The 14,184-nt window shown below is 27.7% G+C and carries 11 protein-coding genes and 1 tRNA gene; 1 reads left to right on the top strand and 11 read right to left on the bottom strand.

Annotated features, from left to right (window positions below):
* Positions 1–311: 311 nt before the first annotated feature.
* The gene (gene rbfA / locus AC0B4K_RS01580) at positions 312–656 is read left to right on the top strand and encodes a 30S ribosome-binding factor RbfA (protein WP_465101392.1); all 345 of its coding nucleotides are present in this window, start codon (positions 312–314) and stop codon (positions 654–656) included.
* A gap of 53 nt (positions 657–709) precedes the next feature.
* Here rbfA and AC0B4K_RS01575 read toward each other — a convergent pair whose 3' ends face one another.
* The 11 genes from AC0B4K_RS01575 to AC0B4K_RS01525 form a co-directional block, all read right to left on the bottom strand.
* Positions 710–3,247, bottom strand: coding sequence for a hypothetical protein (locus tag AC0B4K_RS01575; protein WP_465103532.1), 2,538 nt, complete (start codon positions 3,245–3,247; stop codon positions 710–712).
* Positions 3,248–3,456: 209 nt separating this feature from the next.
* Positions 3,457–4,548: a M42 family metallopeptidase gene (locus tag AC0B4K_RS01570; RefSeq protein ID WP_465103531.1), complete on the bottom strand. Its 1,092-nt coding sequence runs from the start codon at positions 4,546–4,548 to the stop codon at positions 3,457–3,459.
* Positions 4,549–4,611: 63 nt separating this feature from the next.
* Positions 4,612–4,695, bottom strand: a tRNA-Leu gene (locus AC0B4K_RS01565).
* Positions 4,696–4,709: 14 nt separating this feature from the next.
* A complete protein-coding gene (locus tag AC0B4K_RS01560; protein ID WP_465103530.1) occupies positions 4,710–5,210 on the bottom strand; it encodes a dUTP diphosphatase in 501 nt (166 codons plus the stop codon).
* A gap of 122 nt (positions 5,211–5,332) precedes the next feature.
* Positions 5,333–6,160 (bottom strand): hypothetical protein, encoded by an 828-nt coding sequence (locus AC0B4K_RS01555; protein ID WP_465103529.1) that lies wholly within the window; start codon positions 6,158–6,160, stop codon positions 5,333–5,335.
* 204 nt (positions 6,161–6,364) lie between these two features.
* Entirely contained in the window at positions 6,365–7,234 is an 870-nt protein-coding gene (locus AC0B4K_RS01550; RefSeq protein ID WP_465103528.1) for a hypothetical protein, read from the bottom strand.
* A gap of 155 nt (positions 7,235–7,389) precedes the next feature.
* Positions 7,390–8,181: a hypothetical protein gene (locus AC0B4K_RS01545; protein ID WP_465103527.1), complete on the bottom strand. Its 792-nt coding sequence runs from the start codon at positions 8,179–8,181 to the stop codon at positions 7,390–7,392.
* A complete protein-coding gene (locus AC0B4K_RS01540) occupies positions 8,174–10,231 on the bottom strand; it encodes a S8 family serine peptidase (RefSeq protein WP_465103526.1) in 2,058 nt (685 codons plus the stop codon). The genes AC0B4K_RS01545 and AC0B4K_RS01540 overlap by 8 nt, the downstream gene beginning before the upstream one ends.
* 174 nt (positions 10,232–10,405) lie before the next feature.
* The gene (gene dnaK, locus AC0B4K_RS01535) at positions 10,406–12,202 is read right to left on the bottom strand and encodes a molecular chaperone DnaK (RefSeq protein ID WP_465103525.1); all 1,797 of its coding nucleotides are present in this window, start codon (positions 12,200–12,202) and stop codon (positions 10,406–10,408) included.
* Between the two features lie 97 nt (positions 12,203–12,299).
* Positions 12,300–13,115, bottom strand: coding sequence for a nucleotide exchange factor GrpE (gene grpE / locus AC0B4K_RS01530; protein WP_465103524.1), 816 nt, complete (start codon positions 13,113–13,115; stop codon positions 12,300–12,302).
* Positions 13,099–14,136, bottom strand: coding sequence for a heat-inducible transcriptional repressor HrcA (locus AC0B4K_RS01525; RefSeq protein WP_465103523.1), 1,038 nt, complete (start codon positions 14,134–14,136; stop codon positions 13,099–13,101). The genes grpE and AC0B4K_RS01525 overlap by 17 nt, the downstream gene beginning before the upstream one ends.
* Positions 14,137–14,184: the final 48 nt, after the last annotated feature.

Genomic DNA, 14,184 nt, shown 5'->3' with positions numbered 1-14,184 from the left:
TCCTAATGTAAGGTTAATTTTAAAAAATTCTAAGATACTAAATACAAAACCAAGAAATAGAAATAGAATTCAAAAGGTGAATTCAAATTTATTTCAAAATTGAATCATGCTTTTACTCATAATGTGCTTTGCTCCTATAATTTTAATACTTTTTAATAATTACATAATAACAAATTTATATTTTTTTAATAATAAAATTAATTGATAATTTAACACTAAAAATCAACTTTAAAATAGGTAATTTTTATAAGTAGGTTAATTCACTGTTACTATTTTAATACTATAATCTTAAATACATGTATAATATTTTTATGAATCTAGTTAATTTAAGAAAAAAAGAAAATCAAATACAACAACTAATTGCAAGTATTCTTGCATATGATTTAGATAATGTAAATATTTATGATCCAGTAGTTATGGAAGCAAAATTATCCTCAGATCTAGGTCTTGTTAAAGTATTTGTAACTTTAGCAAAAAGCGAGCAAAAAGGAATTATTGCCCTAAATAATGCTTCTGGTTACGTTCGCAAATTGTTATCTCAAACATTAGACTGAAGAAAAGTGCCAGAGGTAAGGTTTTATTTAGATACGGTTTCTAAAACTGGTAGTGAAATTGATAAAATATTACAAGAACTAAAAAAAGAAAATAAAAATTAAGAAAAGTTAACATTTAATGTTAACTTTTCTCTTATTGAATTGAAATAAATATTTTAATTTGTCTTGGCATGAGGAATAGTAACTGTTTGAGTATGACTTTGACCATTATGTTCATAAGTCACTGTTAATGTTCTGCTGCTTTCATCATAAATAGCGATTAGTTTTTTACTATTTTTAGTATATTTCTTTTCAAATTCTCCTTCGCTACCATCTTTTACATAAAAAACAGCATTAGTTCCCCCAGAGCTGGCAATTGAAAAGAATTTTTTAGTGCTTTTTTTACCTTTATATCATTGTAATTGCACCTCTTTGTTTTTTTCATATTTCGGTTTATACTGTTTTTTTACTTTATATGTATTTAACATATCATCAAATGTTTTTCCAAAATTCTCTTCAGTATTTAAAATTAATAAATCTAAATTATTTGTTTGGTTAGTATTTGAATCAGAAGAGTTGTCTTCTGGGTTTGATTCTTTATTCGTTTCCTCTTTTTTTATATTTTGTGTATCACCTGATGATTGCCCGTCTTGTTTTTCCGTAGATTCACTAGTTGGTGCACTATCTGAACGGGTTGAACTAGTTTGAGTGTTTGTGCTTGTGCTGTCAGATTGTGAAGCTGAGCCACCTGTGCTAGATCCTACAGAATCTTGTTCTGTTTGTGTTGATGTATCCGGTGCAGCTTCACTTGTAGATCCAGAACCAAAATTGCCTTGAGTAGTTTTGCTAGTTTCAGAGTTTGCTTGTTCACTACTATTTGATGCATCAGAATTGTCTGTGCTTCCAGTTGAGTCTTGAGTGCCAGGAGTTTGGACTTCTTGTTGTGCATTACTTTTCTCTTTATTATCAGTTGTTTCAGAATTCTCACTTAATTTATTCTTTTTAGTTTCTCTTTCATTTGTTTTTGTCGAACCATCTTCTTGTATATCAGATTCTCCACTAATGGGTGGTGTAAGTTGTGTTTCATCGGCTTTTTTAGATTTATCTTCACTAGTTGATGCATTATCAGAAAATTCTGTATTATTTGGAATTTCAAAATTTTGTGTGATTTCTTGATCACCAATGCGATATGTTATTGTTAAAATTCTAGTTGTTTCATCATATATTGATGGAATTTTTTGATCCTTTTTCCAAGGTGCTACAATTCCTTCTTTTACATATAAGATAGCATTCTTACCTCTTGATGCGGTAATAGAAAGAAATGGCATTGGCCTTTTTGTTGTAATAGTATACCATTGCAAGGTAATAATTTTATCTTGCTCAAATTTTGTTTTGTTTGAACTTTTTGACTTATATTGAGCTAACATATCATCAAAAATTTTACCAAAGTTTTGATCCTTGTTATTTAGAAGCAATATTCCTTGATTAGTTTCCTGGCTATTCTTTGAATCAATGGTATCTTTATTTTTGCTGTCTAAACCTTGACCAGTATTTTCACGATTTTCGTTAGTTTCTCTAGAATCAGTAGCTTCATCTTCTTTTTGAATTGGCCGTTCTGTTTTTCCTTTACTATTATTTTTGTTATCATCTTTTGGTGCTGGTGTTTTATTATTCAATTGATTATCTTTATTTTGATCCTTAGGTTGCTTAGGTTTTTGGCGTTTTGGAATAATAAATTCTCTTGTATAGTTTTTATCCCCCATTTGGTATGTTAATATTAATGATCTTGTTTCTTCATTAAAAGTTGCATTTACAATATAACCGTTTTCTCAGCCTGTTGTCTTACCCTCTTTAACATAAAATAAGGCATATTTCTCATTTGAATTATCAAATGATAAATAAGGTTTAGAACGGCTTTGGTTTTTTCCGTATCATTTTAATTGAATTTCTTTTTTATTTTGGTTTTTTTCTTTGTTTTTAGTGTTTTTTATATACCCTTCGATCATATTATCAAATACATCACCAACATTTCCATCCATATCATTTAGAACTAGTAATTCATGTGCAGTTGAATCTTCTGATTCAACTGCGTTTTTGTTTTCTGTTTGATTGTCTTGATTATTTTTTGGTTCTGGTGATTTATCACTAGAATTTTCGCTACTATTATTTTTAGGTGTTGTATTTTCTTGTTTAGTTTGGGTTGTTTTAAATTCGAAAATTTGACTAAAAACTTCTTTTGAATAAATAAATTTGTCTCCATCTTTTGTTGCATATTTATAGTAAATTATTAATTCATCATCCTTAATTTCATAAGTAATTAAATAATTGGGTTCAGTCTGATTTCTATGATTTACAATAAAATAGTTGTTATTTAGATTATTAGCTCTAAAAACGGTTGTGGTTTCGTAATCTACATCAGCCCAATCAAACTCTTGATCTTTATCTCATGCAATGATAGATTTTTGGTATGTACTATAAAATAATTTTTGTTGGTTTGATACCACTTGTGATAAAAGATTATTATCACTTAAGGTAAATAAATTACGATTGTCTCACCCATATTTATCCAACTCGTTTTGGATGTTTTGAGTAGTATTTTCAGAATCCTTTTGATCATCTTTAAGTTTTCTATCTATATTTGTTACGCTATTACAACTTACAACAAAACCAATTGGTGCAAGTGCTAAGGTTAATTTTAAAAAGTATTTTTTCATTGCTTCAATCCTCCTGTTTAAATAAGTATAGTTTCAAACTTAAAACAAAAGAAATAAAAACTTAGAAAAAATGGAATAAAAAATATTTGTTCAACATTGTGGCAATTTTCCAGAATATACCATATTAATTTTATTATTTATTTGGAAAACAAACCTATCTAGATTATAATTAAAAGTTTTTAAAAATACCTTGACAAGTGCCAAGGTTCTTAATTGTATTGCAATTTTTGTTTATATGTGTCTTTTGTAAGGTCTTTGATAAATTCAGTTAATAAATCAATTGTTGCTTGAATATCAACTAAAGATGAAACACCAATAGGGCTATGAAGATATCTTTGAGGAATTGAAATAGTCATTACAGCCGCTCCACCTGGTGCAAATTGTAATTCAGCAGCATCAGTTCCACCGCCACCAGCAACATATTTATAAGCTGGAATATTTTTCTCTTTAGAAATTTCAAATAAATATTTAATTAATTTTGGATCTGGTAACGTTCCTCCATCTTTAACTAAAATACTTACACCTTTTCCTAATACTGGTGTACCTTCTTTGGCGCCAGTTGTATCATGTGCGGCCCCAGTGTCTAAGGCAAAGGCAATATCAGGGTTAATAAGTTGTACAGCAGTCCTTGCTCCTCTAGTTCCAACTTCTTCTTGAACTGTACCTACTAAATATACATCGCATTCTAATTCTAAATCTACAATATTATTAGCAATAAATTCTAGTGCTGTAACACCAGCGCGGTTATCCATTGCTTTACCACCTACTAAATTATTAGCTAAGTTAATTGTCTCACCAGTCATTAAAATTTGATCACCAATATTAATGTTATTGTCTTGAACTTCTTGTTTAGTTTTAAAACCTAGATCAACATATAATTCATCATTAGTCATCGCTGATTTATACTTTTCATTAGTAATAATGTGAATGCTTGTATGCCCAAAGACTCCAGTAAATCTTTGGTTAGTTTCTGATGATATAACAATAGCTTTTGTTCCAATCACTGTGGAAGGTCAAATTCCTCCAATTGGTGTTACCATTAAATTTCCATTATCTTTAATACTACGCACCATATATCCAACCTCATCCATATGGGCTGCAATCATAACTTTAGGTGCATTTGGTTTATTTGATTTTTTATAAAAAATCACTGAACCAAGTTTGTCTCGTGAAATTTCAAACCTTCCAGGTTTAATTCCTGATTTTAAGCTATCAACAATAGTTTCTTCGAAACGGGAAATTGCTGAAAGTTCCATATAATGTTTTAAACGATCAAATAATGTTTGATATTTATTATCCATTTTACCTCCTATTTGTAAAAATAATTAAAAAGCTGATTTATAATCAGCTATATATAATTTATTTGGTGCCTTAGACAGGACTTGAACCTGCACGGATTGCTCCAGCGGATTTTGAGTCCGCAGCGTCTACCATTCCACCACTAAGGCAAAATTAAAGCAAATTAGTAATTGCTATATAATCTTTTATAGTTTTTTTGGTTCTTAAAAAAGTAAGCTTCAAATAACTCATTATAATTATACCCTAACATTTCAAAACAACCTAATGCTATTTCAAAAGAAATTTGAATATTTTCTTGACTTGGACTTTTTAAAATATCACTAATATTTATAAACAAATTTTTAAACTGCAAATTAAGATCATTATATTCATTAATCTTGGGTGTTAAAGTGTAAGGAACATTATGTTGATATGATAAACTAATGAAAAAATGAAGTAAATCAACAAATTCTTCCAAAATTTTATGTTTTGAAATATTTTTATTTTGTTTTCAATATTTAAAAGATTGTACTTCATTAACAAATTCTCCAGCTTCAACCATTAAAGCAAGGGTGCGTTGCAAGATGATTTCTTTTTTATTTAAATTAGGTGTCAAAGATTCTTGCTTTTTCTCAATCTTTTCATCTAATTTTTTTTGCATTTCAAATAATTGAATTAAATTCATAAGCTATGTTATTATACTATTTTTTAAATATTTTTATCTTATATTTGTTTATAAACTAGTTAATATTTATATATGAAACCAAAAATTTGTTGTTGGTTTTTCTATTTTATAAAATATTTATATTATTCATTAATATGTTGCTTAAATTTGGTGTTATATCATTCAATTAAAATTTTTTTAAAATTTATGAGAAATTCAAGTTCAGTGTTTTTATATTCTGAACTAACTTCTTTAACTTTAACAGTTTTGTTTTTAGGCAAACTAAAAACAGCTCAAGTAGTATATGGGATTATATCAGTTGTTATATATCTTGTGATTACTTCGTCAATAATATTTAATTCTATTGAATCATCTGATTCAAATGGAACCATATAATAATACTCAAAAGATGTGTGAGCATCATCATCGTCAATATAAATATCATTATTTTTTAAAACTTCATATACATCTTGATTTTTAAGAAACATTTTTTGAAATTCTTCTCTTATTTCTGTCTCACTTATTACCAAATCTTCACGGTTATTTAATTCCTGGAACCTTTTAATAATAATTTGGTCAAAGTCTTCTTTGGTTTGTATTTTGGTCCAATTAGCCAGTTTTTTGCTAGCATCAACTGATTTAAAGAAATTTTGATTTAAAATATAATAATCATCTCTTCTAATTTTATTTCAATTAAAACTAGATGTAGGAGTATTAAAGTCATTGATAGTGGCTAATTCTTTAAATTTAGGGTGAATTTTATCATAAATTTCTTGAATTTCTTCTTGGACTTTTCACTTTGTCTCTTGACCAGTACTAAATCTAATTTTTTGATAAGGGTCACTCTGCAGGGGGTTAGGATCGCTTGGTTCTTTCGGGCTTTCAACATTAGCACATGATGCAGTAGCAAAAGTAAAAAGTGGTAAAATAGATGATAAAATACTCAAAAATAGTTTCTTTGTTTTTTTCATATAACTTCCTTTTATAATAATAAATTATTTTAATTATGTGCTAATAATAGTTTAATAACTAAATTTCTTATTTGTTAAATAATATAAAAATTAATTTCAAATTAATAATAATATTACTATATTTGTATAATAATAAAAAGTTTAAATTAAAGTATTAATGTAAATAAACACTATTTATTGAAAATTAAAATAAGCAGTTTAAAATTATTCAATAGTTTCGTCTGTATAAAAGTTTACATACTCAGTGTTATATCATTTAAAAAGTTTAGGGAAAAATTCTAAAATACCAGTAAGTTGGTCACCTGATTTGAAAAAATCAAGAATTTTAATTGTAATATTTTTACCTTTAGAAATACCAAAAACAGCTCAAGTAGTACTTTGCAACTTAAGTAAATCTTCTAATTTACTTTTCTCTTCGTTTTCATCAGCACGTGGGAACACATTTAGAACAATTGAATCCCCAGAATCAAATGGTATTACAAAATTAGAAAAAGCTCCACTTGCAAAATTAGTCCCTAAACCAATATCAGCAATGAAAATATCATTGTTTTCTAAATAACGATAAACATCTTGATTATTTAAATAGTTTTTTTCAAATTCTTGTTTAATTTCAGAATCACTTGTTATAACATCATCTTTGTTGTTTAATTCTTTAAACCTATTGATAATTATTTGGTTAAATTCATTCTTATTTGTAATTCTGATTCAACCAATTGAATCATGTAATTTATTGCCTTGAGGTACAGTATCAAAAAAACCTTTATTCAGTGTAATTCCTGAAGGTGCTAATTTATTTAAATTTTTCTTAGTTGTAGGCGGAACAAAGTCTTTAGATTTAATTAAGTCTTGCGCCTTATCAAGTATATTCTTAGTAACTTTCGCAACTCTTGGTAAATAGTTCTCACTAGTGATTGCAAAATTTTCTTTGTCTTCGGTTGTTAATTCTATTGTAGTTTGTACCTCTATTAAAGGTGTTTTAGACTCTCTTGGTTCTGGTGAACTAGTACATGAAAAAGTAATAATAGGAGTTAACATCGTAAGAGTTAAAGCACTAAATAATATTTTTTTCTTCATATTATGCATCCTTTGAATTTTATTAAATTTAATAGTTTTATTATATCATAAATATTTAGATTACTAAACTAAACAATTTGTATATTAGGGGGATTTTAATGGTGTTATTACATACATATAAAACCTTAGAATATCATAATTAGTACTTTTGTGTACTATTTTGAGTATTTTAAAAATTCATTTATATACCATTTATATAGCTCCACTTTATATAATTCTGAATCTGGTGAAATTTCGTTTAATGGATTGTGAATATTTAACTCATGATCCTTTGGTAAGGAAAATACTAACCAACTTAAAGCTTCGGGTATACCATCTGTATGGTACATGCTATATATGTTTCTTATATAACTTATTATTATCTTTCCATCTTTATAAAGCGGAATTAAAAAATCATTATTCTCATTTTGAGATGCCCAGTAGTTGTGAGGAAAGATAAAAATATTTTTGCTTTCTAATTCTTGGTATACATCTTTATTGTTTAAAAATATTAATTCGAATAATTCTTTTATTTGTCTATCTTCATTAAAATTATGTAGTTCACTAAAACGGTTTATTATTAACTTATTAAAGTCTTCTTTTGTTGTAATTTTTATATGTTTACTTTGTTTTATATCTTCAGTATTATGGAAAAAATTACTGTTAAAAGGTATTCTAAATCCACTTTCATCTTTTTGTGTTCTATAATCCTTTATAAACCAACCATCAACTACCCAATTACCGGGTATAAAAACATCAACTTTTGCAAATTCTTTATACTTAGGTAAAATATCCTGATAAATTCTGTCATGGCTTAAAATTGTTGCTTTTTTCGTGGGCATTCTCGGAATTGTAGAATTTGATGTAACTGGATCTTTTGTAATTATTCTCTGCGGATTTTTTTCTTCAGAACATGAATAAGATACTATTGGCAAAAAACCAATAAAAAACAATAATTTCTTAATCATTATCTCTCCATACGTGGTGTGTAAATGCAATTACATCAATCGATGAGTTTGAATATGTAAAATTAGTATTTTTATATATTCTATATCTATAATTTCCAGGTGCCTGTACCTTATATTCTAATAATTCATCATTACTAACCACAGAATCAATGCTTTTTACCTGTTCCCAAGTACCATCAGTTGTTTCTCTTTCCAAGATAAGGTTGTAATCAGTAAATAAGTTACCATTTTGTTTTTTAAGTAATTCAGAGTAAGACATTTTTTTATCTTTTAAATATTTGTCAACTTCATATGTAGTTATTATTTCTGGTATAGTTCATTTATTTAGATAAGACCTCAAAGTATTATTATTTCACCAATACGACTTATTTGTATAAAAATCATTAGGATCTCTTTCAGCTAGTAATCCTGCATTAAATAATCATGAACTTGCTACTTTTATAGTGTCATTAGTTAAAAGGCTAATTTTTTCACTTGTATAAATAAAACCTTTTGGGTCAATAGTTTCTATGTTCATAACTTTATAATTGTCGGCAGCGGATAACATTGACATAAAGTTAACAGTTCCTGATCCATATTTTTCTGCATATCCACTAGACTTATAATTCAAATTATCAAGTTTGGGGGAAATAGATGAGGCTGATAAAATTGCTTTAATAATAGGAACGACACTAGAACCTGCTTTTATGTTTGGTTTAAATTTTAATAAATTTGATATTAGACCTGTAACTACAGGCGCCGCATAACTAGTACCATTATAATATTCATTAGTGTCGTAAACAGGATTATAAAAATAAGCAGGGGCAACCACTAATGGTTTGGCAAATTCTTTATAGTCCTTTGCTAATTTAAAATTAGAGTACTCGGCAACTATATTTTTCTTCAAATTTTCTTTGGATGAATAATTATTAAGAGCACCAACTATAACTGAATTAAATGATAATTTAGTATTTGTAATTAAGTGATCTGATTTTTTACCATCATTCCCGGCAGAAATTACATTTATAACTCCATACTTTCGTGCTATATAATCAAGAAAGTATGAATTCTCATCATATCCAATATCATAACTTTTATATCTTATGCCATTTTTATCTTCCATTCTTGGTCCATAACTATGGTTAATGATTCTTATACCTTTTTTAAGGACCATTTCTTCAATACTTTTCATTCAATCACTATTTTTACCAGTGTTTTTAAAAGTTCGTAGATAAATTTTAGATGATCTATCAATGCCATATTCTCCACCAATTATCATCGGCACCATTGTTGAATGCGTTTTATCTTTTGCATTAGTTTTTCCATTTGATTCTTTAATATCAATGCCATTATCAAATAATACTGAATAATCATTGTCAAATGAATAAGACCAAGATTCTAAAACACCTATTTTGTTTGAATTTGTATTTTTTAACCAATTTTGAGCATTCACTATTTCAATATTATTATTAACAGATTTAGAATACTTTTCAATATAATAATTGTATATTTTCCTTATTTTAGCTTGTGTAAGATCTTTTGGAATATCTACTGTTGTTTCTCTCGCTTTTTCTAGTAAATGCTTTTTTCCATCAGTCACTTCTTGATTAGCACCATTATTCTCAAAGACAATAAATTTATAAATTTCTTTCCTGTTCATTAAAGCTAGTGCAAAGTCTTTTCTTTCTTGTTCAGTGTGAAAATAAAATCAAACAACTGGTAAAATTTGACTAGTTTCTACAGTTTTATACTTTAAATTTAAGTTATTTACGTTATTAATAAAACTATTATTAAATTTCCATATATAAGTTTCTTCATCTATATTCAAATGTGGGTTTAGTAATAGTTTTAACTCATAATCATTATTAATTTTTGTCACAATTACTTCATCATCCCTATTGTGTTGAGTTGTGACTTCTTGACCTCTCACTTCAACATTACTCTTTTTAAGATTATCGTATCATTTTTCTAATTTTTTATCGTTTGAATTAGTCGTCGAAATTCAAAAAATTGATGCCGCGAATCCCACTGTAATAATAGGAATTAGAATTGTTCACTTTATTTTTTTCATAATATTGTCCCTTAATTAGTTTACACATAAAAATTTCTAAAAGCATTTATTTAGCAATAGTGATTATTTTAATATATACAACTATATAATATAATTTTATCAGATATTAAAATAATTTATTGATGTGTTTTATAAAAAAATATTCGTTTTAAGACGAATATTTTCAATTTTTAATTATTCTTCAACAACTGTTGCAGTATCCTCATCACTCTCAGGTTGGTTTCCTCGATTTGTTGCGTTTTGTTGTGCGGCATAGTTTGCAAAGTTACGCATCATATTTTCAACTTCATCAAGTTTAGTTTTAAGAGCCTGGATGTCTTTTTTATCTAATAAATCTTGTAACTCTTTAATAAGTTTTTCTGATTCTTCTTTTGATTTAGCATCAAGTTTATCACCTTGCTCTTCATTTGCTTTTTTAATTTGAGAAATTAAAGATTCAGCACGTACAACTGTTTCAGCTTCTTCTTTACGTTTTTCATCAGCTTCTTTATTAGCTTCAGCTTCTTTAATCATTCTTTGAATTTCTTCCTCAGAAAGTTTTGATGAATTAGATATGGTTATTGTTGCATCTTTATTAGTTTTTAAATCTTTTGCAGTTACGGTTGTAATACCGTTAACGTCAATTGAAAAGCTAACCTCAATTTGAGGAACTCCTCTAGGGGCTGGCTCAATGCCACCAAGGTTAAATTGCCCAAGTAATTTATTATCTGAAGCCATTGGACGTTCCCCTTGTACAACTCTAATGGTAACTTCTGATTGATTATCAGCAGCTGTTGAAAATACTTGAGATTTAGTTGCTGGAATTGTGGTATTTCTTGCAATTAAAGGTGTTGAAACTCCACCCATTGTTTCAATTCCTAAAGTTAAAGGTGTAACATCTAATAATAAAATATCATCAATATCTCCAGCTAAAACAGCTCCTTGAATAGCAGCACCAATTGACACAACTTCATCAGGATTAATTGAACGGTTTGGTTCTTTACCTAAAGTTCTTTTAACCATATCTTGCACAGCTGGCATTCTAGTTGATCCACCAACTAATAATACTTCATGTAAATCTCTTGCAGTAACTCCTGCTTCTTTTAAAGCATCTTCAATTGGTTTACGAGTTCTATCTAATAAGTGGGCTGTCATTGTTTCAAATTCACTACGTTTTAATTCTAATTCAACATTAACCGGTCCATTTTCCGTTACAGCTAAAAATGGTAAATTAATGGTAGCAACAGCTTGACTTGAAAGATCAATTTTAGCTTTTTCAGCAGCTTCCTTCAATCTAGCTTTAGCCATTTTGTCATTAGCTGCATCAAAGTTATATTCTGATTTAATTTTTGCAACTAATCATTTAACAATTTCGTTATCTCAATCATCTCCACCAAGGTGGTTATCTCCACTAGTTGAAAGAACTTCAAAAGTTCCGTCTTCTAATTCTAAAACCGAAACGTCAAATGTTCCTCCACCAAGGTCATAAACTAATACTTTCATTGATTTATCAGTTTTTTCTAAACCAAATGCAAGTGCCGCAGCAGTTGGTTCGTTAATAATTCTTAAAACATCTAAACCAGCAATTTTACCGGCAATTTTTGTTGCCTCACGTTCAGCATTATCAAAATATGCTGGAACTGTAATAACTGCTTTAGTTACTTTTTGTCCTAATTTTGATTCTGCGTATTCTTTCATATATGAAAGGATCATTGCTGAAATTTCTTCTGGTTTATAATCTTTGTTATTTGCACGTACTGTTTTATCAGTGCCCATTAATCTTTTAATTGATGTAATTGTGTTTGGGTTTGTTTCTACTTGACGCTTTGCAACATCCCCAACAATTACTTCTGAATTTTTAAAACTTACTACTGAAGGGGTTGTACGTTTTCCATTTGGATTTTCTAATACAATTGGGTTTTTCCCTTCTGTAATTGATACAACTGAGTTAGTTGTACCTAAATCTATTCCTAATACAATTTCTTTTGCCATTAACTCTCCTAATAATATTTATATTTATTTGTTTTTCTAAAATAGTTGTCTAATCCAACTAAGAATATTATAGCACATAAATTAGCAAATGAAGCAATTAATTGCTAATTTTTTTAGAAAGTACTACTGATGCAGGAACAATAACTCTGCCATTTAAATATAGCCCATAACGAACTACTCTTAAAATTTTATTTTCTAAACCATTTGATTCCTTAAAATCAACTGCTTCTTGGCTTTGAGGATCAAATTCCTCATTTAAAGCTGGAATAATTAATTCTATTCCATGATTATTTAATAATTCTTCAAATTGCTTTGATACAATATTGAAACCATAAATATAGTTTTTAACTTCTGTTGATTGTGAAACTTCCCCAGCTCTTATAGCTGCCATAAAATTACTAAATGGAATTGCAAAGTCTTGTGCAAAACTTTGAATTGCATATTTTTTTACTTCAAGCTTTTCTTGATCTAATTTATTTTTGTATTCTAAAGTAGCTTGATCAATTTTTTCTTGTGCTTTTTGGCTAAATTCTTGTGCCTTATTTTTATATGTTTGATTTAAATTAAATAATTCAACATCTTTAAGCATTAATTTTTTTTCTAATTCTTCAATTTTTGCTTTTAATTCAAAAATTTGAGCATTTTGCCCTTCGCTAACTTTTATTTGTTCAACTAATATTAATGCTTTTTTGCCAGCAAAATTACTAATTTCATAATTTCTTGGAAAAGTTAGTTTAATTTCTAAAGCATCTTTAACTTTGCGACCTTTTAAATAATCATCAAAGTTTGGTAAAAATTCATTTTTACCAATAGTAATTTGCTTTTCAATTGAATATTCTTTAATTTCATTTCCATCAATTAATAATTTAAATCTTGCTGTTAATAAATCATTATGTTTAATTTTTAAATTCATTATTATTTACCTCTTTATTTTTATTTGATTCTTTGAAAAATGAATCAAGTACATTTATTGCAGTTTTCATGACATCAAAATCAGTGTTAGTAGCACCAACGGCTGATATTTCAGTTATTTTAGAATTATTTTCAATACGTTTCGACATAAATGTACCAGATGGCCCAACTGAAATTTTAATATTTTGATCAACCTCACTAGCATCTTGAATTTTTTCCCATACTGAACTATGCTCAATTAAATCGATCATTTTAGTTAAATCCTGGCGCTGAATTTGTTTGCTTAAAATAATATTATTTTTTCCGTAAATGCGTTTTTGTGTTTCTTGTTGTTTTAAATACGTATTAAAAACTTGGTTTACAATTGAATCAATAATTGATTGATAATTATTTACTGATTCAGATAACAAATCTTTAAGCAAAGCAACTTTGCCTGGTAATTCTTGCAACTTAGAATCAATTAAGCGTTCTTTAAAAATCCGAACCGCAATTTTTAGATCACTAACTAAAACTTGTCTGTCAAATATAATTATTTTAGAAAATACTTCACCTGTTGAAATAACTAATACAACTGTTGCTTTGTTTAAAGCAATTGGGACTATATCAATGCTTTTAAGCAATGAATCTTTAATAATTTCGTTAGTTACTAAAGTAATTCCAGCCATATCAGTTATGATACTTGCGGCTTCCTCTACAGTTTGATCAATACTAATATGTTTTTGCATTAAAATCTTATCAACTTTATCTTTCATCTTTTGATCTCAAGATCGTGATAAATATTTAGCATAATAATCCAATCCTTCAACAGTTGGGGTACGCCCGCTAGAATTATGTGATTTTTTAAGATATCCATCTTTTTCTAATTCATTCATAATATAGCGTACTTTAGCACTAGAACAATTTAATTTCTCACCGTATTTTTCAATTAAATATCCACTACTAATTGGATTCCCTTCTTCAATATATAGTAAAACAGTATACTGTAAGATCGGTTCTTTTTTCTTACTAATTTTTTGATGCATAGACGTATTATACCATAAGAAATAAAAAAATTAGCAACATAATTATTT

It is taken from the genome of Mycoplasma sp. 11548 (assembly GCF_055523555.1).
The sequence above is the reverse complement of the archived record's forward strand: the minus strand, read 5'-3'. Positions and strand labels throughout refer to the sequence as shown.